This window comes from Limnobacter sp. (assembly GCF_036846585.1).
In the GTDB taxonomy this organism is placed as follows: Bacteria; Pseudomonadota; Gammaproteobacteria; order Burkholderiales; family Burkholderiaceae_B; genus Limnobacter.
The window spans coordinates 116,736-142,281 of sequence record NZ_DAIUBR010000002.1; the positions used below are offsets into that span (position 1 = coordinate 116,736).

Annotated in this window: 17 protein-coding genes; 12 read left to right on the plus strand and 5 right to left on the minus strand. The window is 53.9% G+C overall.

The window, feature by feature from the left end:
- A partial coding sequence (locus tag V7028_RS01595; protein ID WP_334118354.1) for a hypothetical protein occupies nucleotides 1–565 on the minus strand: 565 nt, incomplete at its 3' end.
- 534 nt (nucleotides 566–1,099) lie between these two features.
- Between V7028_RS01595 and V7028_RS01600 the strand changes: the two genes are divergently transcribed.
- From V7028_RS01600 to V7028_RS01615, 4 genes are read left to right on the plus strand one after another with little or no spacing between them, the layout of a single operon-like run.
- Complete coding sequence (locus tag V7028_RS01600; RefSeq protein WP_334118355.1) at nucleotides 1,100–2,899, plus strand: autotransporter assembly complex protein TamA; 1,800 nt, start codon at nucleotides 1,100–1,102, stop codon at nucleotides 2,897–2,899.
- Entirely contained in the window at nucleotides 2,896–6,948 is a 4,053-nt protein-coding gene (locus tag V7028_RS01605; protein WP_334118356.1) for a translocation/assembly module TamB domain-containing protein, read from the plus strand. The genes V7028_RS01600 and V7028_RS01605 overlap by 4 nt, the downstream gene beginning before the upstream one ends.
- A gap of 11 nt (nucleotides 6,949–6,959) precedes the next feature.
- Nucleotides 6,960–10,217 (plus strand): glycosyltransferase, encoded by a 3,258-nt coding sequence (locus V7028_RS01610; RefSeq protein ID WP_334118357.1) that lies wholly within the window; start codon nucleotides 6,960–6,962, stop codon nucleotides 10,215–10,217.
- Between the two features lie 43 nt (nucleotides 10,218–10,260).
- Nucleotides 10,261–10,962 carry a DUF599 domain-containing protein gene (locus V7028_RS01615; protein WP_334118358.1) on the plus strand — a complete coding sequence of 234 codons (702 nt, stop codon included), beginning with the start codon at nucleotides 10,261–10,263 and terminating at the stop codon, nucleotides 10,960–10,962.
- A 13-nt stretch (nucleotides 10,963–10,975) separates the two neighbouring features.
- Here V7028_RS01615 and V7028_RS01620 read toward each other — a convergent pair whose 3' ends face one another.
- From V7028_RS01620 to V7028_RS01630, 3 genes are all read right to left on the minus strand, one after another.
- Nucleotides 10,976–12,181 (minus strand): ammonium transporter, encoded by a 1,206-nt coding sequence (locus tag V7028_RS01620; RefSeq protein WP_334118359.1) that lies wholly within the window; start codon nucleotides 12,179–12,181, stop codon nucleotides 10,976–10,978.
- 107 nt (nucleotides 12,182–12,288) lie between these two features.
- Nucleotides 12,289–13,515 carry a hypothetical protein gene (locus tag V7028_RS01625; RefSeq protein ID WP_334118360.1) on the minus strand — a complete coding sequence of 409 codons (1,227 nt, stop codon included), beginning with the start codon at nucleotides 13,513–13,515 and terminating at the stop codon, nucleotides 12,289–12,291.
- Between the two features lie 59 nt (nucleotides 13,516–13,574).
- Nucleotides 13,575–14,201, minus strand: a complete 627-nt coding sequence (locus V7028_RS01630) for a TetR/AcrR family transcriptional regulator (RefSeq protein ID WP_334118361.1) — start codon at nucleotides 14,199–14,201, stop codon at nucleotides 13,575–13,577.
- Nucleotides 14,202–14,319: 118 nt separating this feature from the next.
- Here V7028_RS01630 and V7028_RS01635 point away from each other — a divergent pair, with 118 nt between their 5' ends.
- The 8 genes from V7028_RS01635 to V7028_RS01670 all read left to right on the plus strand — a co-directional run bounded on the left by V7028_RS01635 (nucleotide 14,320) and on the right by V7028_RS01670 (nucleotide 24,829).
- Nucleotides 14,320–14,514: a type II toxin-antitoxin system VapB family antitoxin gene (locus V7028_RS01635; protein WP_334118362.1), complete on the plus strand. Its 195-nt coding sequence runs from the start codon at nucleotides 14,320–14,322 to the stop codon at nucleotides 14,512–14,514.
- Nucleotides 14,502–14,945: a type II toxin-antitoxin system VapC family toxin gene (locus tag V7028_RS01640; RefSeq protein WP_334118363.1), complete on the plus strand. Its 444-nt coding sequence runs from the start codon at nucleotides 14,502–14,504 to the stop codon at nucleotides 14,943–14,945. The genes V7028_RS01635 and V7028_RS01640 overlap by 13 nt, the downstream gene beginning before the upstream one ends.
- A 147-nt stretch (nucleotides 14,946–15,092) precedes the next feature.
- Nucleotides 15,093–16,298 (plus strand): acetyl-CoA C-acetyltransferase, encoded by a 1,206-nt coding sequence (locus V7028_RS01645; protein ID WP_334118364.1) that lies wholly within the window; start codon nucleotides 15,093–15,095, stop codon nucleotides 16,296–16,298.
- 21 nt (nucleotides 16,299–16,319) lie between these two features.
- The gene (locus tag V7028_RS01650; RefSeq protein ID WP_334118365.1) at nucleotides 16,320–18,464 is read left to right on the plus strand and encodes a 3-hydroxyacyl-CoA dehydrogenase NAD-binding domain-containing protein; all 2,145 of its coding nucleotides are present in this window, start codon (nucleotides 16,320–16,322) and stop codon (nucleotides 18,462–18,464) included.
- 26 nt (nucleotides 18,465–18,490) lie between these two features.
- Nucleotides 18,491–20,836 carry an acyl-CoA dehydrogenase gene (locus V7028_RS01655; protein ID WP_334118366.1) on the plus strand — a complete coding sequence of 782 codons (2,346 nt, stop codon included), beginning with the start codon at nucleotides 18,491–18,493 and terminating at the stop codon, nucleotides 20,834–20,836.
- A 111-nt stretch (nucleotides 20,837–20,947) separates the two neighbouring features.
- Entirely contained in the window at nucleotides 20,948–21,949 is a 1,002-nt protein-coding gene (locus V7028_RS01660) for a CaiB/BaiF CoA transferase family protein (protein WP_334118367.1), read from the plus strand.
- Nucleotides 21,950–22,029: 80 nt separating this feature from the next.
- Nucleotides 22,030–22,815 (plus strand): glycosyltransferase family A protein, encoded by a 786-nt coding sequence (locus V7028_RS01665; RefSeq protein WP_334118368.1) that lies wholly within the window; start codon nucleotides 22,030–22,032, stop codon nucleotides 22,813–22,815.
- A gap of 244 nt (nucleotides 22,816–23,059) precedes the next feature.
- The gene (locus V7028_RS01670; protein WP_334118369.1) at nucleotides 23,060–24,829 is read left to right on the plus strand and encodes an AMP-binding protein; all 1,770 of its coding nucleotides are present in this window, start codon (nucleotides 23,060–23,062) and stop codon (nucleotides 24,827–24,829) included.
- 57 nt (nucleotides 24,830–24,886) lie between these two features.
- Here V7028_RS01670 and V7028_RS01675 read toward each other — a convergent pair whose 3' ends face one another.
- A complete protein-coding gene (locus V7028_RS01675; RefSeq protein ID WP_334118370.1) occupies nucleotides 24,887–25,543 on the minus strand; it encodes an OmpA family protein in 657 nt (218 codons plus the stop codon).
- Nucleotides 25,544–25,546: the final 3 nt, after the last annotated feature.

Below are 25,546 nucleotides of genomic sequence, written 5' to 3' on the forward strand. Positions count from 1 at the left end.
TGTCGGAATCGCTGTCGGAATCGCTGTCGGAATCGCTGTCGGAATCGCTGTCGGAGTCGCTGTCGGAGTCGCTGTCGGAGTCGTTGGGGCCTACTATTGTGTCGTCACCGCTTCCCAGTGCCAGGGCACCCAGCGCTGCGCCGCCAACGGCCGCACCAACGCCTGCGGCACTGCTGCCGCCAGCCAACAAGCCCGCACCCACCAGGCCAGACATGGTGCCCTCGTAGGGGGTCAGGATTGCAGAACTAACCTCGTTGTCGATGTCATAAAGTTCTACGCCTTCACTCAGGGCAACCACTTCAGTGCGCGTTGCACCATCGGCAACAGTGGAGGCAATCTGTTCAAGTTTCGCGGATGCATTTGGTGCCAACTGCAGCAAAGTATTGCCGTGACCGGCCGATACTGCGGGCATAAGCACTTCAACGTTTTGGGCACCAGTGTTGGTCACCACATCGTTCCACTTCAGCGCATCACCTTGGCCAAGTTCAATAATGTTGCCGCCACGCTCTACTTGTAGTGCAGCAGCCGATTTGATAATTCCCACATCGGGATTTGTAGTAACCATAATTCTGTTTCCTCGGGGCTAGAGTATTGTTCAGGTAAATCTACTGCTATACGGGTTTTACTCACGGTGGTTTCGAATGGATTCAGGGTTTATTCAATTATTTGGAGGATCGTCAAATTTTTGATTGATTGATTCTGTAAAAATGTTAAATAAAATTAAACATTTATTTTACGAATACCGTATTTGTTGGTTTTCATGGAAATGAGCCAGTTGAGGCGGGTTTTTTGTGCTGTCGATGTAAGTAGATTGAGAGTGGTTTTTCACCAGGTTTCAGCCTGATTTTGCAGTGGTATTTTCAGTGTTGGGGGGACCAATTTTGGTGGGGTAATTAAGTAATTGTTCTGGTAATGATTCTCGCGGCTGCCTTCCGCCGATTTTGCATGAATTGATCTGTGCGGTTGCAATGTCAATTTGTGCAGTTTTCTCGGCCTTTTGAATGAAAGTGAGGCTTGTGGTGCTCGATGGGTGTCAAAGTAGTATCTTGCTCCGTGGCGGCACGTGGCTTGAAAAGAAGACAAACTTATCTAAGGAATCATGACGAAGTTGTTGATCGCCCGTGAATTGCGGTTTTTGCCATGGCTGGTTGGTGTTGCGTGCTGGGTATTTACTTTCCAGTTTGGTGCTGCAAGTGCGCAAGACACGGTCATGGTGTTCGCCCCGCCCACGGTCAACTATCAAATGCCCGATCAGTTCCGCGATTTGATTGATCAATCCACACGGCAAATTCTGGCCACGGCCCAAGTCAATGACAATGGCGATGCTTGGCAATTGTTCAGGCGTTTGCGCCCAGCCATTCAAGATGCCTTGGGTACGCAGGGTTATTTTTCACCCACCATTTCGCGCGTTGTGAATGACCCGCTTCCGGAAGACCAGGCACCGGCGGTCAACATCACGGTTGACCCTGGCCCACAAAGCAAAGTGGTGTCGGTCGACATTCAGTTTGACGGAGAAATCAACAGCGATGAATTTGCCGCCCGAAGGGAACGGCTGAAAACGCTTTGGTTGCTGGGTACGAACGAACCTTTTAATCAGTCAGACTGGAGCGCGAGCAAAGACAGGTTGCTGCGTGAATTGCTCGACAAAGATTTCGCCGCGGCAACGCTGGCAGAGAGCCTGGCCGATGTGGATCCCGAGAAAAATACGGTGGCCCTGAGCGTGGTGTACGACAGCGGCCCGGTGTTTACATTTGGTGAGCTGAAAATTGAGGGTTTAAACAAATACCCCGCCGACCTGGTGTCGCGGTACAACACCATTGAACCGGGCGACCGCTACGAGCAGGAGCGTTTGTTGCGCTTGCTGGACGAGTTGCAGGGGACCACTTATTTTTCTTCGGTGGATGTGAAGATTGATGCCGATGATCGACAGCCCCGCAATGTGCCGATCGAAGTCACGGTTCTGGAAAGCGACAGCAAGCGTTTGGGCTTGGGTGCGGGTTACAGTTCCAACACAGGTTTTCGTACAGAAGCCACCTATCAATACAACAATTTATTCGATCGTGCGTACTCGCTTGTCACCGGTGTGCGGATTGAGCAGAAGCGCCAGTCGGCCTATGCAGATGTATTTCTCCCCCCGTCCAAACGGGGCATTACAGATTCGGTGGGCGTGGCGGTCGACCACCAGGAAATTTCAAACCTGGAAGTAGATCGATCGTCTGTGGGTGCAATTCGGGCATTCAGCAAGGGTATCAATGCGTATCGCCTGGGTCTGAATTTTCAACTGGAAGAACGCCGGGCGCTTGGTGTTGATTTTGGCGCAACCCAGGCGCTGGTTGCCAGTTCCTCGTGGACACGCAATGCGGTGGATGATCGTTTGAATCCCACCGAGGGCTACATTGCATTTGGTCAGGTTGCGGTGGCTGTAGAGCAGTTGGCGTCAGACCAGGACTTCATCCGTTTGTATGGCCGTGTGCAGAAGTTCTGGTCGCCTTCCCGCGAGAATGTGTTCACGGCCCGGTTTGACCTGGGCACCGTGGTGGCCAGTGCACGGCGCGATATTCCCCAGGATTACCTGTTTCGGGCAGGTGGAACCAACAGCCTTCGGGGCTTTGACTTTCTGGACTTGGGGGTTATTGACCAAGGTGTGCTGGTGGGCGGCAGGCGGATCATGATTGGCAGCCTGGAATACACGCGCTGGTTTGACGGTGGGCCGTTGGGTGCAGCCGTGTTCACGGATGTGGGGGATGTGTCTGATAGCTGGGGCGATTTCGACCCCAAGCCGGCAATCGGCGTTGGCGTGCGGTACAAAACCCCGGCGGGTCCCATCGCTTTTGATGTGGCCAAAGCGGCGGATCAGGACAAAGTACGCATTCACTTTGCGCTGGGGGTGGCATTTTGAAGCGCGTTTTGCTTGCCCTGTTCATGCTCGTGTTTGTTGTGTTGCTCGCGCTGCTTGCAGGTGCGGCATGGTTGATCTACACGGAACAGGGGCTGCAATTTGCGGTGAATAAAACCCAACGCTGGATGGGCAACAACACCACGCAAGAACTTGAGGTGGGCAAGGTTCAAGGCACGTTCTGGCACGGTATTCAGCTTGAATCGGTGCGCTGGCAAAATGGTGAAACTGTGGTGCAGGCCGAGCAACTTCAATTTCAACCTGATTGGGTCGAATTGCTACAGCGCAACGTGGTGATCAGGAATTTGTCTGCGCAACTTGTTCGGGTGCAGGCTCCGCCTTCGGACGACGACGAACCTTTTGCCTTGCCCGATCAAATCAAGTTGCCTGTCGACATTGATCTTCAACAGTTGAAAGTGACGCAGGTGTTCTTCAACGGGCAAGAATTCAAATCGATTGAAGGCAGGGCACGGGTTAAGGGCGGTCGGCTTGATGTTGAACGTTTTGCCGTGAATGCCCAGGACATGCAACTGACGTCGTCGCTAGGTGTGCAGCTTGAAAAGCCATATCCGGTTGATGCGCTTGTGACTGCGCAGCGCAGTTTTGATGACATTGTTCTTGATGCAAAGCTGGTGGCAAGCGGGTCACTTGAGCGACTTGAATTGAACCTGGATGCAGCGGGGAAAAATGCTGCCCGTAGTGATCAATTCCAAACCGTGCAAGCCCATGCGATCGTGACACTTTTCAACCCCGCTTTGCTTGAAACAGTGACCTTGTACGCTGAAAGTTTTAACCCGGCGAACTGGATCAATGGCGCACCGCGCGCGTCTTTGACCATCAACGCGGTAGTTCAACCGAATGCGGACTTCTCGCGAAGTGTTGGAGAAGTTTCGGTGCGCAATGCGCAGCCCGCCACAGTGCAATCGGGTGGCTTGCCTGTGTCTGCCATGCGTGCAAGGTTTGAACTGGCCTTGAAGGAACAGCGACCGCAGCAACTTGACCTGCTGGTCAATGAACTGACCTTTGCCGATGGCAAACGCAAGGCCGGAGATGCCACGGCGACCCTGCAATGGCGTGTGCCTGCGTCCTTGAAAGATGGTGCGCCCAATCCGGATCTGATGGCGGGTGACGCAGACTTCACTATTCAAACCCGCAATGTGGATGCATCGGTGTTTGCCAACTTGCCCCAGCGCCTGGCTTTGACGTCGCGCATTGAAGGCAAGAAAACCGGGCAACAGTTGCGCGTGAATCGCTTGAATGTGCGGGACCGGCAAGCCGTGCTGAACGGAAAACTGCTTGCGGGCCTGACCGGAAAAATGCCGCTGGACGTTCAGTTTGATCTGAAACGCATCAACCCCGGAAACTACATTCCCGATTCGGGGCCCTTGTTGCAGGGCAATCTGAACGGCGATGCGTATTTCAAAGGCGAGCTGGCCCCTGGCGGGAACGGCAAAACCATTGATCCGTTTGGTCAGTTCAGGCTGAACCTGGACAATTCCTCACTGGCCAACGCGCCTTTGACATTGAAGGCGCAGGCCAACGGGGGTTTGTCGCGCTTGACCAATGTATTGCTTGACCTGAATGTGGTGGGCAACACAGCGCACGCTGCTGGAAGTTATGGCACACAAACTGATTTTGTTGAGCTCGATGTCAATCTCGATGAGCTGGCGCGTTTGGGAAAACTGATCAACATGAAGCTTGCGGGAACTGCGCGAATGCAAGGCAAGCTGCGCGGTATTCAAGGCGACTTTTCCGGTGATGGCAACATCGACATTCGTCAATTGAAACTGGACGACAGCGTTCAAATTGAAAAGGCATCTGGTCAATTCAAATTGGGTTCTTCGCCCACATCGCCTTGGGTGGGCGACATCGTGGTCAGCAAAGTCAAGGTGCCGGGAGCACTGGCCAATACGGTGGATGAACTGACCTTGACCCTGCGTGGCGTGCGCAGTCAACACGAATTGAAAGGCGCTTTCTCCAGTGGCTTGCAACCGTTCAGCCGTATTCGCCCCTTGAAAGGGGCGTTCGCACTCAAGGGCGGTGTGAAACCGATTCCTGCCTTGAAATCGGCGATTGGCTGGCAAGGGGCCATCACTGCGCTGAAAGTGGAGGGCATGTGGCTGCCCGCGCGCAGTTTTACATTGCAAGGGCCTGCACCGCTGATACTGGCTGGCGGGTATGTTGAATTGCTTGATTTGGTGATCAAGGGTGAAGACACCTCGCTGATTCGCAACAACACCTTGCGTGTGGCCAATCGGGAAATACGCATTGAAGGCGAAATGCCCCAGTTTGCCTTTCCCCGCATGTCGCCGATTTTTCGCAAACAACTTACCGTGGAACCCAAGGACTTGATTGCGAAAGTGCGCTGGAATTACCTGGCCAATCCGGACATGGTGGATGGTCATGTGGACATCACACACGTGTCTGGTGGTTTGCAGGTGCTTGAAGATTCGCAGGTGGATGTCGACATTCGAACGCTGACAGCCCGGCTTGATTTTGACCGCAAGGCCGCCAGCCTTGACCTGAATGTGTTGGCCGATGAGTTTGGTGCGGTCACTGCCAACTTGCGTGTGCCCGTGGAGCAAAACCCGCAAACCAAGACCTGGGGTATTGCAGGCAATCAAGCCATGGAGGGTGCTGTGGCGGCTGGTTTTACCAAGTTGAACTGGCTTGGCCCCCTGATCAGTGGCGGCATGCGCACAAGCGGCACTGGCCAGGTGGCCATGGCGATTGGTGGCACTGCCAACAACCCGGATGTGCAGGGGCGCCTGTTTGGCATGGATCTGGATGTGTTTCAGCTGGATCAGGGCGTTCGCCTTGAAGACGGCAATGTGGTGGTGGATTTCACAACCGACAAAGCCAGCATCGACACCTTTGAATTCACTGTGTACAACCGCCAGCCACCACGCCGTTACATTGAAGAATTGGGTCCGCTTATTCAGGGCAATGGCAAGATCAACGCCGAAGGGGTGTGGAACCTGACCGGGCTGGATGGTGAAATTCGCCTGAACATGGACAGGGTGCCACTGTTGCAACGCGCGGATCGATGGATGATGATCAATTCCAGCGTGTTGGTGCAACAGCCAAAAAAGGATGGGGATCCCTTGAAAATTCGAGGTGAGCTTGACACCCTGGGTGCGTACTTTGAAATGCCGGAAAGCGGACCGCAAACCCTGGGCGATGATGTATTCATCCGGGGCCGAAGCGAGGTGTCAGGCCCGGGCTTGCCCATCGACCTGCAGATCAGGGCCAATCTGGGCGATCGTTTTTATGTGAATGCTGAAGGCCTGAAAGCGCGTCTTGAAGGTGGTTTGCGTCTGGTCATGCTCGAAGGCGTGGGCGGCAGCGGTCAACGCCGTTCAGGCAGGCGCCTCAGTGCCACAGGCACCATTCAAGCTGTGGATGGCACCTACCGCGCATATGGGCAAGACCTGTCAATTGAACGGGGGGTTGTGAATTTTCAGGGGCCACTGGACAATCCCGGTTTGAACGTTCGCGCAGTGAGAAAGGGCGTGGCCGTGGAAGCCGGGGTGGCCATTACCGGCACTGCACAGCGACCCAAAGTGACATTGGTCAGTGAACCGGCTGTGCCCGATTCTGAAAAATTGTCGTGGATGATCCTTGGCCGGGGCAGTGGTTCCGCAGATCGGGATTCCACTTTGTTGTTGACTGCAGCCGCAGCAATTTTTGGCGACGAAGATGAAAGCACCACCCGAAAAATTGCCAAATCAATTGGCATTGATGAATTGAGTTTGAGCACTGGTTCGCTAACCGCCGCTGATTCCCGTGCCGTGGGCAGCAAGGTGGCCATTGCACCGGGAGCAGACGCGTCTGCCAACATTGTGGGGTCAGACGACCCCTTGCTCTCGCAGCGGATTGTGTCGTTGGGCAAACGTTTCAGTGATCGCGTGTACCTTAGCTTTGACCAGTCTGTCACCACGGCAGCCAGTATTTTGAAACTGAATTATCAGTATTCCCGGAAGCTTAGTTTTATCGCAAGAACGGGGGCTGACAATGCAGTGGATGTGCTTTATCAATTCTCTTTTGATTGAAGTCAAGAAACATGCCAATTGCCAACAGACTTGAATCGATTCGTGCATATTTTGAGCGGTCGAATGCGACAGCCGCACCGTGTGTGCTCATGCTGTCGCATTCGGATGGCAGTACACGCGCGGTGGTACACACTTTTCGCGCAGCCACTTTTGATCAGGCCTGGCCTTTGCTGCATGAATTTGCCGCTCAGGCATTCGCGGAACCTGTTGCTGAGCCTGAACATTTGCGCGTTGATCGTGTGTGCAATATTGAACCGGCCAGCTGGGCAGAACTGACGAATCGGCTTTCAACAAGCAAGCGGAATTATTTCACCCGTGGCATTGCCCTGGATGCGCAATTCGAACACAGCTTTTTGTGGGGCGAACTTAATGGAAACGCCATGTTGTATGGCGGTGCCGATGTTGAATTTGCCCAATTGAATGTGGGGAATTTCGAAAAATATGCACGGAAAAAATACGGCAAAAAATTCACGCTGAACCACGCAGGGCAACAGCCTGTTTGGCTGTTTGATGCACAAGGGGCTTACTGCAGTGAAGATGCAGTGTTGTATCCACTTGAACAGGAAGGTGTTGCCACAGGGTGCCGTGTGTTGCCACCGCTGGATGCGGCGTTTTGTGTCGATCTTGTTACCACTGCCAGCGAATTTCTGGCCAGGCAAGTCAAGGAAAGTGGTCTGTTTGTGTATGGTTTGTTTCCTTGTTTCAACCGGGAAATTCCAAGCTACAACACCTTGCGGCACGCCAGTTCCACGTACGCCATGATCGAAGCCTGGGAACTGACACAAAGCGAATTTCTGAAAGCATCCATTGACCGTTCTTTGTTGTGCCTGACCAGCGAGCTGATCAAGAAAGTCACCTTGCCCGGTGGAATCGAAGCCGCATTTCTGGTCGATACCAACAATGAAATCAAGTTGGGTGGTAACGCAGTGTGTATTCTGGCCCTGGCCAAATACACCGAGTTGACGGGCAATACCCAATACATTGGGTTGATGGAACTGCTTGCGCAAGGCGTTGTGGCCATGCTGAATCCTTCCACGCGGCAATTTGTGCATGTGCTGAATTTTCCTGACCTGTCGGTGAAAGAACAATTCAGGATCATTTACTACGATGGCGAAGCCGCATTCGCGCTGATGCGCCTGTACAAAATTACACGCAGGGCACGCTGGCTTCAAGCGGTAGAACTGGCTTTTGAATACTTCATTGAAGCGCAGCACTGGAAAGCAAACGACCACTGGCTAAGCTACTGTGTGAACGAGCTGACCCAGTACCGGCCCCGGCGGGAGTATTTTGAATTTGGCATTCGCAACTTTGCAAATCACCTTGATTTTGTGCTGACGCGAATCACCACCTTCCCAACCCTGCTTGAATTGATGATGGCTGCCGAGCAAATGCTGACACGCTTGCAAAGCCTGCCCGAATTTGCAGACCTGTATGCACAAGTGGATCGGGAAAAGTTTGACCGGGCTTTGCACTGGCGTGCCAACTACCTGTTGACCGGTTACTTCTGGCCAGAATGGGCCATGTATTTCGCAAAACCTGATTCTGTAGTTGGTGCGTTTTTCATTCGCCACCACGCATACCGCGTGCGAATTGACGACGTGGAACACTATGTATCGGGCTTGGTGGCGTATCGCAAGTTGCTGCAGCGAATGCCTGCGCCGGTGCTGCTGTCAGGGCCAGTCCGCTTGAATGCAAGGTTGACAGAAGTCACCGTGTGGTTTTTGAACCAGAACATGGCGTTTCAGCGCAGCGGGGTTGAAAATGCAGCCTTGCTGCGCAACCAGATTTTTACCCGTGAATTGCAGGTGCAACCTGTGTTGCTGACCTGCCGTTACAACCCGCGTTTAAGCGAGTCGATTCAACGTTTGGTGGCAGACGGTGTGCTGCCAGCTACGCAAAAATATCAATCCGTTTATGATTTTTTGCAAAATGCCGAACACATTCCTGCTGTGTTGAACACGGGCGAATCCATCTTGAGCAACCCTGCGTTTCATGCGCAGCCCGTTGCGAACAGGCGCGATGTACGGGTTGGTGACAGGCACGGCCACCTGTTGATGTACCTGGTGCGCAACCCTGACAATGATGCGCTTGAACACATCAACCATTTTTGCAATGGTGTGAAGTTTAGAAAAGATCACTACGACGCACGGGGCTTTTTAAGTCGCATTCAATACCTGCACGAAACCATGGCTTTGCCTGCCTATGAACATTATTTGCGCCTGGATGGCAGCTTGGCCATTGCCAAGTTTTATCGCTGTGTTGAAGGCAAAATGGTGTTGCAGAATATTCGCCTGCACAATGCAAAGGGCGATGTGCTGGAATCTTTTTCAAGCGAGCAGGCGTTGATCACCCACGCGCTGATTGCCATGCTGAACAGGCAGGGTGGAAAACATGTGCTGATCGTCGACAAAAACCGCTTGCTGTACAAACCCGCAATTGCTGCCCAAGACCACATTCACCGCAACACGCCCAATCATGTGGCGGTGGTGCCCGTCATTCACGCGCTGCACACGCAGACCGCCAGCGACATGGACAGCAGCCCGACAAACTCCAATTTTCGGGACATCTTGCATGGCATTGAACGACCCGATGCAATTGTCACGTTAACTGAACAGCAAAAAGCAGACATCCAGGCGCGTTACGGACCGGGGCGCGTATTTTGCATCGGTCATTCCTACGAAACGGATGTGCCCACAACGCCGTTTGCCCAGCGGAATCGTTTTCGAATCGTGTCAATGGCGCGGTACAGCAGCGAGAAAAACCAGCATCTGGCCATTGAGGCATTTGCGCAGGTGCTGCAGAAATATCCCCAGGCCACCCTTGATTTTTACGGGTTCGCCGTGGCGGGCGACCCATTCTTGGCTGCCTTGAACACCCGCATTGAATCTTTGGGTTTGCAAGGCAAGGTGCGCTTGAATGGTTGGGCAGACAAGCCGGCGTTGCACTATGAGTCAGCGGGACTGTCCTTGTTGACCAGCCAGGGTGAGGCCTTTTCGCTGGCCATCATGGAAAGCCTTTGCCATGCCTGCCCCCCGGTGGCTTTTGATGTCCCCTACGGGCCTTCGCATTTGATTGAACAGGGGCAAACCGGTTTGCTGGTGCCTTTCGGCGATGTAAATGCTTTGGCGGGCGCAATTCTTTCCGTGTTGGACAACCCCGCCTGGCACCAGCAGTTAAGCGAACAAGCCCGCGCAAATTCTTCGCGTTTCAGGCATTCTGAACATGCGCAACAGTGGCGTGCCCTGTGTTCCTCGGTGGGCGTGTCGTAATGCGTGCTTTAACCGTCCCAACTTTCACAACAAGACAAACAACATGACCGCATTTCAAACAGCCTTTTCCTTGTTGACCGTTTTCGATTGGCTCGCCGTGGCATTTTTCGTCATTTGTTTTCGCGGGTACAACTATGTGTTTGATGGCTCACGGCGGTTTGGCCGTCGCGGCCTTGCCCAGAAAACCCATGAATTCCGAAAGCTGTGGGCGCGTGAACTGATCAAGCGAAGCAACCGCGTGGGCGACACCGCCCTGATCGGCAACCTGGTCAACAGTGTCACCTTCTACGCCAACACCACCATTTACATCATTGCAGGCCTGTTTGCCTTGTTGGGAACGCTCGACCAATTGGTGAACATCACGTCCGATTTGCCGTTCAGCAGAGAGGTCAGCCGTGGTTTGATGGAAATCAAAGTGCTGCTGGTGCTGGCTGTATTTGTGGTCGCGTACTTCAAGTTCACCTGGAGCTTGCGTCAGTTCAATTTGCTGACCATTTTGGTGGGCGCTGCGCCCGATGGAAATCCCGATCAGGATTACAACGAAGCCTATGTGTCGCGCATGGCGCGCATCAATAGCCTGGCTGGTGATGAATTCAACCGGGGCTTGCGCAGTTATTACTTTGGAATTGCATCGGTGACCTGGATGATTCACCCCGGTTTGTTGATGGCTTTCAGTGCGCTGATTGTTTTTGTATTGATCCGCAGGGACTTCTATTCAGAAGCCCTGGAGATCATGTCGAAGTAAAACGGAATGCGACTTACCAGCTACTGGTTTCGCGTTCGGGGCTTGCACTGATTTTGTGAATGGTCAGGTCGGCGCCGTTGAACTCTTCCTCGTCGCTCAAACGAATGCCCACGGTCAGCTTCAGCAGGCCATACACCACCAGTCCACCAGCCAGTGCAAACACCACGCCCGCCAGTGTGCCGATCAACTGGCTCATGAAGGAAACGCCACCCATGCCGCCGAAGGCCTGCTGGCCAAACACACCGGCCGCAATGCCGCCGAATGCACCGCAAATGCCGTGCAATGGCCACACACCCAGCACATCGTCAATTTTCAAACGGTTTTGGGTGAAAGTGAACATGTACACAAACAGCACGCCAGCCATCGACCCCACAGCCAGTGAACCCAGCGGGTGCATGATATTGCTGCCCGCACACACCGCCACCAAACCAGCCAACGGGCCGTTGTAGGCGAAGCCCGGGTCGTTGCGGCCTGCAAGCAAGGCACCCAGTGTGCCGCCCACCATGGCCATCAGGCTGTTCACGGCCACCAGGCCTGAAATGCCTTCAATTTTCTGGGCACTCATTACATTAAAACCAAACCAGCCCACTGCCAGCACCCAACTGCCCAGGGCCAGAAAGGGGATGGATGAGGGCGGGTGTGAACTGATGCGCCCGTCTTTCGTGTAGCGACCACGGCGCGAACCCAGCAACAACACTGCTGCCAAGGCGATCCATCCGCCCACTGCATGCACCACCACGCTGCCTGCGAAGTCCATGAACGGCGCGCCAAAGCTGGCAGTCAACCAGTCTTGAAAGCCGTAGTTGCCGTTCCAGACCATGCCTTCGAATACCGGATACACCAAGCCCACCAAAGCGGCTGTGGCCACGAGTTGGGGAACGAACCGTGCACGTTCGGCAATGCCGCCCGACACAATGGCCGGAATGGCTGCAGCGAAGGTCAGCAGGAAGAAGAACTTGGTCAACGCGTAGCCGCTGCCCTGGTTCAACACGGCAGCGGGTTCATAGAAACCTACGCCATAGGCAATCGCGTAGCCAATGAAAAAGTAGCTGATGGTGCTGACCGAGAAGTCGGCGAGAATTTTAACAAGCGCATTGACCTGGTTTTTGTGGCGCACTGTGCCCACTTCCAGGAATGCAAAACCAGCGTGCATTGCAAGCACCATGATGGCGCCTAGAAGCACAAAAAGAGTGTCCAGTGCGAGAGTAATTTGTTCCATTTTGGTGAATTTTCTGGGTTTTGGTTAAAAGTGGGGCATTAGCAGCAAAAACAATGCCCGCTTTTTGGTCCAGAAAATGCACGTTAATGGTGCGCCTGTTGGTCCGGTTAATGATGCCTGGACGGATGATTTCGCCGATTCTTTTCTTTTGAATCTTGCGGTGTCAGCGTGTGACCAAACCAGAAGCTGTTGATGTGGTGGTTGCGCAATGGTTGGTGCGCCACTTCGCCGCGAAGTTTTCCAACCCGTTCTATGGCCTGTTGCAGGCTGGGTGTGGGTTGGTTCAACACATGTTTCGGGTTGGCGTGGGGCGGCACCAGCCCAATGTCCTGAAATGCTTTCATGATGTGCAGTGCAAGGTTTTCTTGTGGTTTCAGGCGCACTTCGGTGTAGTCGTCATTGAACTCCAGGCACTGTTCCAGATCAATGCTTTGCCCGAACTCGGCTTGGATGGCGCGGCGCAGTGGTTCGGTTTTCAGCGCTGCCGCCGGAATGCCTTCGCGCAGCCCCGGTGCGGTTTGGCTGATCAATGCCTGCCCCAATTGTTCGGCCACATTGTTTGCCAATGCGGCCGGGGTAATGGTTTGCGCCAGCAGCGCACTGGCCATTTCCCCGGCCTGTGCCTGGTAACCGGACGTGGCGTATCGGTCTTCGCGTACGGCAAGGCCCCATTGACCGGCAACATGGTTTTTCAACGCCTGCACATGGTGAATTTCCAGGTCATTGGCCAGTTTGTTCGGCAAGTGCATGCCATCTTCGTGTTTGACCAGTTGCTGAAGGTACTGGTCGATCAGCTGGTTCTTGGTGTGCACCAAAAGCCCGACCAAGCCTTGTTGGCGGTTGCAAAGCTGCTGGGTGCTGTCAAGAATGTTCAGTGTTTCACCTTCCGTGCACACGCCCAGCCCTTTGCCCAGGTCAAGGGCCGCAACCAGTTTCTGGTCGGTGGCAATTGCGGGGTTGTTCAGTTGTTGTGCAAACACATACAGGTTTCGCCGGTTCTCGTTGATGGTCAATGCAGAAAGGTTGCCGGGCTGGCAATTGACTTTGGTATTCAGGTAATGCTGGAGATTGCTCAGCGCTTTTTGCTGTTCGGCACCCTGCTTGGCATGCGAGGCGATGAATTGATGAATGCCTTTGACGGACTGGTTGAGTTGTGCAATGTGCGGGGTGTGCTGGCTTGTATCGGTTTTGAACGTGGACCAGACTTTTCCGCCGGGTGCAATGGGCGGCAAAGGGTCGCCGCCGTGGTTTGCCGATTGCACATTTTCACTGGCTGCCAGTTCACCCAACGTATGCCAGGTCGCAGCATTTGAATACTGAACAGGTAGTGCCATGTGGTTAAGCGCGCTTGTTGATTAATATTGAGTGACATCAACAGTCGGCTGGTTCCATTTCAATTGGCTTTCAATGCCCCCCACAGAATGGCAAACAGGCCGTCGAACTGATCAATCAGGCGGTCTTGTTCTTTGCGCAGAAAATGCATTTGTGCCACCCGGCCGAACACGCCCATGAACACATCCAGCAACATTTTGCTGGACACGGTGTTGTTGAACACCCCTTTTTGCTGCCCCGCCTTCAGCATGCCCAGAAAGGCGCCCATCAGTTCCGGGCTTTCGTACACGGGCAGGTCCTGGTAGCGGCTTGCAGGAATGGCAACAGTCAGCAACAAAATCACCTTGGGGTGCTTGTCGAAATAATCCAGCATCACCCACAGCGTTTTGCGCAAGCGTTCGCGGTAGTCCTCAATGCCCTCCAGGTGGTCAATCATGCGGCTGGCCAGGCGGCGTAGTGTGGTGTCCAGCACATAGGCCACCAGTTGTTCTTTGCTGCCGAAATACTTGTAAATGGTTTGCAGGGAAACGTTTGCGCTGCGTGCCACCTCAATCAGCGCCACGTTATTGAAATCGCGGGTGGTAAACAGTTCAAGTACCGCATTCTCAATGCGGTCCAGCGTGGCTTTGCGCATGGTGGCGGGGTGTGCGTTTGCGTCAGGTTTTGCTGTGGTTGGTGTTTTTTTCATTGGCTTTGGTTTACCGGGTCAGGAGTGACCGGACCCTGTGTGATTTGTATCGGGTGCTTGCATCTAAAAGTGAATCAGATGGTGCTATTGTTGGTTCGACTAACCATTGGACCTGTGTATGAGAACCACTGTCAATCTGGATGATGAATTATTAAACAAAGCCCAGCAGCTTTCCGGGCTGGGCGAGCGAAATGAACTGCTTCGTGAAGCACTGCGTGCCCTGATTCAGCGGGAAAGCGCGCGCAGGCTGGCTTTATTGGGTGGAACACAGCCTGATTTGAAAGACATTCCACGCAGGCAATGGCAATTGTGAAAGTGCTTGTTGACACCTCCGTGTGGGTGGATCACTTTCACCAGTCCGAACCCCAGCTGGTGCGCCTGCTCAATGATGGCAGTGTGCTGGGGCATCCTTTCGTCCATGGCGAAATGGCACTGGCCAATCTGGCCCGGCCCGACGAGCGGGAACGGGTACTGACATGGATGGCCGATCTGGAGCCCACGGTACTCGCTTCGCCCAGCGAAGTGCTTGAACTGGTTGATCTTCGTCAGTTGCACGGGCAGGGCTTGGGGTACGTGGATACCCACCTGCTGGCCTCGGTATTGCTGTCGCCGGGTACCACGCTGTGGACCCGGGACATCCAGCTGCTGCGCGTGGTCAAAGAACTTGGTTTGCAGCCCCCCATTCAAGACCGTTTTTTCATGCACGACACCGGAGCATGCTATTCAACGGAAACCAAACGGTAAGCCAAATTACCATATGCATAGAGCTGCTACTCTAAAGTAACTTCTTGGGTTGATTGTGCGTTTGCACATCGCCATTCTGGACTGTGAAGAATTCACGAGACTTTCGGTAATTGCGGTTACCGAATCCAGAAAATCCAGGAGGCACAGATGCCATCGGCACTGATATTTGACGCAGTAAGAACCCCACGGGGCAAAGGTAAGAAAGACGGCAGCCTGCACCAGGCCACACCAGTGTGGTTGCTGAACAACCTGCTGACTGCTTTGCAGCAGCGCAATGATCTCGACACAAGTTTGGTCGACGACGTGGTGCTGGGTTGCGTAACCCCGGTGGGCGAACAAGGCGCTGACATTGCACGCACCGCGGTGCTGGACGCAGGTTGGGCCGAAACAGTGGCCGGTGTTACGCAGTCGCGTTTCTGTGCTTCCGGTTTGGAATCGGTGAACCTGGCTGCTGCCAAGGTGGGTAGTGGTCTGGAAGACATGGTGGTTGCCGGTGGCGTGGAAAGCATGAGCCGCTGGACCATGGGCAGTGATGGCGGCGCGTGGTTCATGGACCCCCGCATCAATGACAAACTGGGCTTCATTCCCCAAGGTATTTCTGCCGACTTGATCGGTACGCTGGAAGGCTTCAGCCGCACTGACGTAGATACTTACGCTGTTGAAAGCCAGCGCCGCGCCGCCAAAGCGCAAGCCGAAGGCCGTTTCAACAAAAGCCGTGTGCCGGTAAAAGACCTGAACGGTTTGATCATGCTGGACCACGATGAATTCATTCGCGGCAACGCCACTGTGGAAAGCCTGGCCACGTTGCAGCCCTCGTTTGCGATGATGGGCAGCATGGGCTTTAACGCCACAGCGCTTCGCAAGTACACCACCGTTGAAAGTATCAACCACATTCACCACGCCGGTAATTCGTCTGGCATCGTGGACGGTGCGGCCTTGGTGTTGGTGGGTTCCGAAGAAGCAGGCCGCAAAGCTGGCTTGAAGCCTCGTGCGCGCATTCGCGCCGCGGCCGTAATCGGTTCCGAGCCCACCATCATGCTGACTGGTCCTACAGCCGCCTGCTTGAAGGCGCTTCAAAAAGCAGGCTTGAAAGCTTCCGACATTGATTTGTGGGAAATCAACGAAGCCTTTGCGGTGGTACCCATGCAAACCGCACGCAACCTGGGCGTGAGCCTGGACCGTGTGAACGTGAACGGCGGATCGATCGCCATGGGGCACCCACTGGGTGCAACCGGTGCAATTATTTTGGGCACTTTGCTCGATGAGCTTGAGCGGCAAGACAAAACCCTGGGCCTGGCCACACTGTGTGTGGGCGGCGGCATGGGTATTGCCACCATCATCGAACGCATTTAATTGGCCGAAGGAGAAACAACAATGAGTGCAGTGAAATTTGAACTCGGTCAGGATGGGATTGCAGTGGTAACACTGGATATGCCCGGCCGTTCCATGAACGTATTGAACGAAGAACTGATGGGCCCCTTCGCGGAAGCCCTGGCATGCATTGAAACCGATGCAACTGTAAAAGGTGTGGTGCTGACTTCTGGGAAGCCGGAATTTTTGGCTGGCGCTGATCTGGACACGGTTTACAAAATCACCGACCCACAGCAAGCCTTTGATTTGGCAGAAGCCTTCAAAACCTTGTTGCGCCGCATGGAAAAATGCGAGAAACCAATTGTGTGTGCCTTGAATGGCACGGCATTGGGTGGCGGCCTTGAACTGGCCATGGCCTGTAACCACCGCATCGCATTGAACAATCCCAAAGCCAAGTTCGGTTTGCCCGAAGTGAAGCTGGGCCTGTTGCCCGGTGGCGGTGGTACACAGCGTTTGCCCCGCATGATCGGCATTCAAGGCGCGCTGGAAATGATGACCCAGGGTTCAGAACTGCGCGTAGAGCAGGCGGTGAAAAAAGGCATTGTTCAAGACACAGCCGACAGCACTGAAGACATGATCTCCAAGGCCCGTGCCTGGTGTGTGGCCAATCCAAAAGCTTTGCAGCCTTGGGATGTGAAAGGTTTCAAATTCCCCGGTGGCGATTCCAAGCACCCAGCCATTGCACAAATTTGGGCGATTGCACCTTCCATGGCCAACGCCAAGGCATTCGGCAACTACCCGGCGCTGACCCACATTGCAAGCTGCGTGTTTGAAGGCGGTATTACCGACATCGACACTGGCCTGAAAGTGGAAAGCCGTTACTTCGCGGCTTGTGTGTTGTCGCAAGAAAGCAAGAACATGATGAACACGCTGTGGTACCAGCTCAACAGCATCAAGAAAGGCCAAAGCCGCCCAAGCGCACCTGCAAAAGGCAAGGTCAAGAAAATTGGCGTGCTGGGTGCAGGCATGATGGGCGCCGGCATTGCTTATGTAAGCGCGAAAGTGGGTATTGAGGTGGTGTTGATCGACGCTACGCAAGAAGGCGCTGACAAAGGCAAGGCCTACAGCATCAACCTGCTGGACAAAGCCATTGCCAAGAAGCGCAGCACACCTGAAAAGAAAGAAGCACTGCTGCGTTTGATCACCGCCACCACCGACTATTCCAAACTGGAAGGTGCGGATTTGGTGATCGAAGCCGTGTTCGAAGACCGTGCCGTGAAGGCCGATGTAACGGCCAAAGCAGAAGCTGTAATTCCAGCCACTGCGGTGTACGCATCCAACACCTCCACCTTGCCTATTACTGGCTTGGCGCAAGCGTCCAAGCGCCCCAACCAGTTCATCGGTTTGCACTTCTTTTCACCCGTGGACAAAATGCCGCTGGTTGAAATCATCATGGGTGAACAAACCGACGATGAAACACTGGCCAAGGGCTTTGACTACGTTCAACAAATCGGCAAAACACCGATTGTGGTGAACGACAGCCGTGGCTTCTTCACCAGCCGTGTGTTTGGCACCTTCCTGATGGAAGCCGCCGCCATGGTGGGCGAGGGCGTACACCCTCGCTCCATCGAAATGGCAGGACTGGAAGCTGGCATGCCCATGCCACCTTTGGCGCTGTACGACGAAGTGTCACTCAGCCTGAGTTTGCTGATCATGAAGCAAACCAAAAAAGACATGGAAGCCGCGGGTCAAACCTTCCCTGACCACCCCGGTTACAAAACGCTGATTACGGTTGCTGAAAAGCACGGTCGAATTGGCAAAAAAGACGGCAAAGGTTTCTACGATTACACCCCCGCAGGCAAAACACTGTGGAAGGGTTTGAGCGAAGAATTCCCGCTGGCCAAAGAGCAGCCCAGCTCACAGGAAATTCAGGATCGTTTGATGTTCATTCAGGCCAATGAAGCCGCACGCTGCTTGCAGGAAAAAGTGCTGCGTTCTGTGGCCGACGGCAACATCGGTTCCATTTTCGGTTTGGGTTTTTCGCCATTCACCGGCGGCATGTTGCAGTTCATCAACGCCATGGGTTTGCCCCAGTTTGTAAAGCGTTGTGAAGAACTGGCCACCAAGTATGGCGAACGTTTCAAGCCTGCCAGCATGCTGGTGGAAATGGCCGCACAAGGCAAAAAGCTTGAAGACAATTTGAACTAATTCATTTGAATCACAGGAGCAGTACCATGGTATTCAAAGCAATCATGAATGGCTTGATCAAAGCCAAAGCCATGCCGCAAATTTCCGCCACCGAGCGCCAGGCGCTTGAAGCGGGCACGGTGTGGATTGACGGGCAGGTGTTTTCCGGTAAGCCCGATTTTGCAAAAATGTTTGCCGAACCGTATTCGAAACTGAATCAGCGCGAGCGCGATTTTATCGACGGCCCCGTGCAGCAGTTGTGTGAAATGTGCGATCCGCATGAAATTGCGACCACGCGCATTATTCCGAAACAGGCAGTCGACTTTTTGGCATCCTCAGGTTTTTATTCCTTCCTGATCCCACAAAAGTTTGGTGGCCTGGAATTCTCGGCCAATGCCATTTCCACCATCATGTCGGTGATTACGGCGCACAGCCCCTTGCTGTCAACTTTGGTGGTCATTCCCAACAGTTTGGGTGCAGCAGAATTGATCAAGCATTACGGCACACAGGCGCAGAAAGAACACTACCTGCCCCGTTTGGCAACAGGTGAATACCTGCCGTGTTTTGGGTTGACCGAACCCACAGCGGGTTCCGATGCGGCCTCTATTTTGGCGCGTGGCTTGGTGTTTAAGAACGCAGAAGGCAAGGTTCAAATCAAGCTGAACTTCCGCAAGCGCTATATCACTTTGGCACCTGTGGCCAACCTGATTTCGCTGGCATTCAAACTGCACGATCCAGAAAACCTGTTGGGCAAAGGTGCCGAGCCCGGTATAACTGTGGCACTGGTACACCGTGGCACACCCGGCCTGCAAATGGGCAAGCACCATCAGCCCATTGGCGATGCGTTTTACAATGGCCCCATTCTTGGTCAGGATGTTGTGATCGACGCCGACGAAATTATTGGCGGCGCTGACTGCGCGGGCCAAGGCTGGCGCATGTTGATGGAACAACTGGCCGGTGGTCGTGCCGTTTCATTGCCTGCCGGCGCAGTCGGTGGTGTGCGCGCTGCGGCGGCAGCATCGGGCGCATATGCCCGTGTGCGCCAGCAGTTCGGCATGCCCATTGCTGAAATGGAAGGCATTCAGGAAAAGCTGGCTGAAATTGCAGCCATGGCTTACCTCAGCGAAGCTGCGCGTGTGTACGCGCTGAGCGCGCTGGACAACGGCGAGCAGCCCCCCGTGGTGTCGGCTGTGTGGAAGGCCTACCTTACCGAGCTTTCACGCGAACAGGCGAAAAATGCCATGGACGTGATGGCTGGTGCTGGCGTAATGCAAGGCCCCAACAACGTGATTGGTCGTGGCTATTGTTCAGCCCCGGTGGCCATCACGGTTGAGGGCGCCAACATCATGACCCGTTCGCTGATCGTTTTTGGCCAGGGTGCTGTGCGCTGCCACCCCTATGCCTTCAAAATTGCGAATGCACTGGAGGCCAACGACCTGCCCACATTCAGCAGCGCGTTGAAAGGCTGGATTGGTCACATGGTGGTGAACACCAGCCGTTTGGTTGGTCTTACATTGACACGTGGCCACATGGCCAGCACACCGAAAATTGATGGCGTAACACCTTACCTGCGCAAGCTGGCTTGGGCGTCTTCACGCTATTCATTCCTGACCGACATGGCACTGATTACGGTGGGTGGCAAGCTGAAAGCACGTCAGCAGCTTACTGGTCATTTCGCCGATGCCTTGGGTTGGCAGTTGTTGGCTATTTCCACCATTCGCCGTTATGTGGCCGAAGGTGAGATCAAGGAAGACCTGCCACTGGTGCAGTACGCCTGTGAATACGCCTTGGCGAAAGTTCAAAAGGCTTTCGAATCCATTTACGCAAACTTTGGTAACAACGCTGTGGGCTTTGTACTGCGCACTGTGGGTTACTTCAGCCTGCGTGTGAATCCGATTGTGGGTTCGGGCCTTGATCGCTTGGTGCCCACCGTGGCCAAAACAATCACCAAGAGTGGCGCACAGTTGGGTCGCATTACTGGTGACCTGTACATGCCCAAGTTCAACCTGGCCGATCTGGACAGCGACGAAGTGCTGGCCAACACCACAGGCGTGAAGCGCTTGATGGCAGCCTTCCAGGCCGTACAAGAAGCCGAAGTGGTGCAAATGAAAGTCATGCAGGCACGCCGGTCCAAGCTGGTTGACAAGGGTTCTGTGCAGGAAATGTCCGAAGCTGCGTTGGCCAAAGGCATCATTACAGTGGCTGACAAAAAGCTGTTGGACCGTGCCAACCGTTTGGGTCTGGAAGCGATTATGGTGGACGAGTTCACGCCGCAGGAATTCTTCGGTGACAGCTCGGTAACCTACGCACCAGGCTTTGAATGTGCCAACGTACCGAATGTTGGCCATGGCGCTGCGCCACAGGGCGAGCGTTTGCGAGTGGTCAACTCGTAAGGCGCAGATATCCTGGTCGTAGCCAAGGATCGTGAAGGCATTGCTGCCTTTGCGGTCCCCGGTAATTTTCCTTAACGCTCAACGACAATAAATTCTTCGAGGCCATTACCCATGTCTCCCATTCAAGACCCCAGCTTGCTCGAAGGCATCACCGTGCTGGATTTGTCGCGCAACCTGCCGGGGCCAGCCACGTCACTGGTCTTGCAGCAAATGGGTGCAACAGTGATCAAGATGGAACCGCCACATGGCGACGATGCCAAAAGCATGCCCATGCTTTACGCCGCCTTGAACAGCAGCAAACGAATTGTGACCGCCGATTTTCGCACAGCCGAGGGCATTCAGGCGCTGAAAGACCATGCAGCCAAAGCCGATGTGCTGATCGACGGTTTTCGCCCTGGCGTGATGGCCGACATGGGATGTGGTTACAACACCCTGAAAGCATTGAACCCGAAATTGGTGGTGTGTTGCATTACAGGCTATGGACAAAAAGGCGCACTGGCTGAAAAGGCTGGGCATGACATCAATTACATGGCACTCAGTGGTGTTCTTGATGGGCTGCAAACGGCAAGTGGCGACATTCCGGTGCCAGCCGTTCAGTTTGGTGATTTGTTTGGTGGCACCTCTGCGGCCGTGCAGGGCATTTTGGCCGCCTTGCTGAAAGCGCAGCGCACAGGGCAGGGTACTTTTGTCGATGTGTCCATGACCCACAACCTGTGGAAGCAAAACATCATGCCTGAGAGCATGGAGCAAATGTGGGTCATGTTGAGTGGCAAACCAGCCCGCCACCAGGACGATTTGCTCAGCGGCGGTTTGGCCTGTTACAACGTGTATCGAACTTCTGACAATCGCCACCTCGCTGTGGGTTCGCTGGAACACAAATTCTGGAAAGTGGCCTGCGAAGCCATGGGCAAACCGGAATGGATCAACATTCACTGGAGCCGTGGTGCCATGCCCGGCACGCCGGCGGCTGTTCAAATGCGAAGTGTCATGGTGCAATTTATTGCATCACAGTCCTTAAGCCACTGGGAACAGGTGTTTGGAAACGTAGACGCCTGTATTACGCCGGTGCTGACCCGGGCAGAAGTGAAGGCCAGAAAAATACTGGAAGGGTGAATGTCATCCCCTACAGGTCATTGTCGTTAGCATTGGTGGTACCCACTTTTACAGGCTGAGTTTGTTGGCCTGCATAATCAATGACCTATTCGGTAATTATCCGCGCACATGAAGCAACGCCTTTGGTTTTTCGTGCGGTTCAGTGCCTGCGTGCGCAATCTCTGCCCCCTTTGGAAATCATTGTTGTCGATTCTTCCCGCAAGCCGGAGGCTCAGGTTGCATTGCGCGCATTGGCAGATGTTCATGTGCCCTACGGTGAGAGCGAATTCAATTATTCACGTGCTATTCACCTGGGCGTTGCAGCAGCTCAGGGCGAGCATGTGCTCATTCACAGTTCACATGTTGCCTTGTTGGGTACGCAGTTAATTGAGCAGGCGTTTAAACAGGCAAAGGCCATGCAATGCGATGTGTTCTACTGCCGCAAAGGCACTGAATTGGCATGCGACAGAATTGAAGAAAATACATTTGATGGGCGCAATGGATTGGCGAATTCGTGCGCCATGATTCCGCGAAGTTTGCTGTTGCAACGTGGATTTCGCGAAGACGTGTTTTCAGCAGAAGATCAGGAATGGGCAGCATGGTTTATCCGAGAACGGCAAGGCAGCGTGTTGCGTGTTACCTCGCCTTTTTGTTCCTATGAAAATCCACACTTGAATATTCAGAAAAAGGTTAACGAAGATTTGGCTGTTGCATATTTTGTGAATCGGCGCGAACGCTGGCCACACAATATTGTTGCAAGGCTTGGGCGTGCGGCGCTTGCGTTTGTTCGGCGCAGGCCCGACCGTGCTCGCCTGCATTGGTTGGTGGCCACGGGCTTGCTTGCCAGTTATGTCAGTTCGCCACAGCGAAAGTCGAAGTACTTTTAAAGGGCAGTGGCACATTCAAGGGCGCATGCAACACTCTTGAATCAGCCAGCGCGCTAAGTGGTTGATTCAGGTTGAAAACTTACATGTTCCTTACCCAAATCGAGTGAAGAATGATATCGTTACGACTGTCTGAAGACTTATACAACACTTATAAAAAAGTCAGGGCTATACGCTTGGTCAGGGAGGCAGCACCAAAACCCGGCACCATTGCGCGTCAGCTTTGATTTGCATGGAGATTAGCCACATGTCAGCACGTCCCGATGAGGCCGCCCCCAAGGTGTCGCCCGATCAATTCAATGGTTTTGTCAGTAAAGAAGCACAAGAACTTTTCGAGTCCCATTACTGGACCAAAAGCTATCCCCCCGGTGTATCTGGCGACATGCCTCCCCTGCGTTATAACAGCATGCTCGAACTTGTTCAGGAAAGCTTGATCAAGTATGCGGATCGCCCCGCATTTGTATCTGCAGGTACGGAATTTACTTACAAGCAGGTTGATGATCTGGCTGACCAGTTCGCCGGGTATTTGAAGTCAATTGGCGTAAAAGCTGGTGATGTGGTTGCCATCATGTTGCCCAACTGCGTGCAGTTTCCGGCGTGTTTTGTTGGTGCCATGAAGTTGGGTTGTACATTGACCAACGTCAATCCCTTGTACACCGTGCGTGAACTGAACCACCAGTTGAAAGATTCAGGTGCAACAACCATCGTGGTGTTCGAGAACTTTGCCAATACCTTGCAACAGTCGCTTGATGGAACCAAGGTCAAGAACATCGTGATCACGCAGCTGGGCGACTTGCTGGGCGGCTTGAAGGGCCTGATCGTCAACTTTGTGATGCGCAAGGTCAAAAAAATGGTGCCCGCGTACAACCTGCCTCAGGCGATGCCTTTGAAAAAAGCGCTGGCTGTGGGCAATGGCGTGGCTTACCCCAAGCCAAGTCCAACGCTGGATGATGTTGCTTTGCTGCAATACACGGGGGGTACCACCGGTGTGTCGAAGGGTGCCATGCTGACCCAGCGCAACCTGATGAGCAACATGGAACAAGGCCTTGCCTGGATGAGCGAAGCCATCGGCAAAGATCCGATTTGCGTGGTTACCATGCTGCCGCTTTACCACATCTATGCCTTGGCCGTGAACTGCATGTTGTTCATGACATTTGGCGCGCGCAACATTCTGATTGCCAACCCGCGTGATGTAGGCACTGTGATGAAAGTGCTGCGCAAGGAAAAATTCCATGTGATCACTGCGGTGAACACCCTGTTCAATGCATTCCTGAACAACGAAGAGTTTTGCGGTCGTGATTTTGCCGACATGAAATTTGCGATGAGTGGTGGCATGGCTTTGCAACAGCCCATCGCCGAGCGCTGGTACAAGGTTACTGGTTGCGCCATATCTGAAGGGTTTGGCATGACCGAAACCTCTCCCGTGGTCACGGTACCGCCATTGCACGGCGGTGAACGCCCGGCATTCCGCGCCAACGTGGGCTTGCCCATCCCCGGCACGGAAGTGCGCTTGAAGCGTGACGATGGGTTGTGGGCTGGCTTGAATGAACCCGGCGAAATTTGTGTGCGTGGCCCGCAGGTCATGTTGGGTTATCTGAACCGCCCCGAAGAAACCGCAAAGACCATCGACAAAGATGGCTGGTTGGCCACAGGCGACATCGGTACGATGGACGAAAATGGTTTTGTGAAAATTGTGGATCGCAAGAAAGACATGATTATCGTCAGCGGCTTCAACGTGTTCCCCAACGAAATTGAAGACGTGGTGGCCCAGCACCCAGGCGTGCTGGAATGTGGTGTCGTGGGTGTGCCCGACCCCGTGACAGGCGAGAAAGTGAAGTTGGTGGTGGTGAAAAAAGACGCCAGCGTAACCAAGGAAGACTTGATTGCACATTGCCGCCAAAACCTGACCGGCTACAAAATTCCATCGTTTGTGGAATTCCGTGACGACCTGCCCAAAACACCGGTGGGCAAAATTCTGCGTCGCGAGTTACGCGACAAGCCGAAAGAAACGGCGTAAGTATTCAAGCCACAAAAAAGCCACCTCGCAAGGTGGCTTTTTTTATGCTGCAAACATTTAGTTGCGGACGTACATTTCAACACGGCGGTTTTGTGTGCGGCCTGTCTCGGTGTCGTTGGTCGCAACCGGGAAGCGTTCACCCAGACCGGCGGCCGTCAATCGACCACCGTTAATGCCCTTGTTGGTCAGAAAGCTGGTGACTGATTGCGCACGGCGAACCGACAAATCCTGATTGTATTCGTCACTGCCAGTGCTGTCGGTGTAGCCGATCACGCACACAATGGTGTTGGGGTTGTCGCGCAGTGTGGCGGCGATTTGGTCCAGCGTGCCGGCAAATTGGGATTTGATTGCGGTTTTGTTGGTGTCAAACAAAGCTGCGCCGGGAATGTCCAGCATCACTGACCCATCGCGCTGTTCACGCACCGCAATCTGGCTGCCCACCAAATAGCCGAACAGGCCACCCAAGGCAGCACCACGCACAGTGTCCTTGCCGTCAATCGTGTTGCCAACAATCGCACCACCTATTGCACCCACCGCAGTACCAATTGCGGTTTTGGTGTTGTCGACCTTGCGTTCAGGTGCAATTGGGCAGCCCGCCACTGCAACCGGGGAACCTGGTGCGGGCTGTGACGGCGCTTGTGGTTGCTGGATCACGTTTGCGCAGCCTGCGGCAAACAAGGCCAATGCAACTGCAGTTAATTTGAATGTATTCATCTT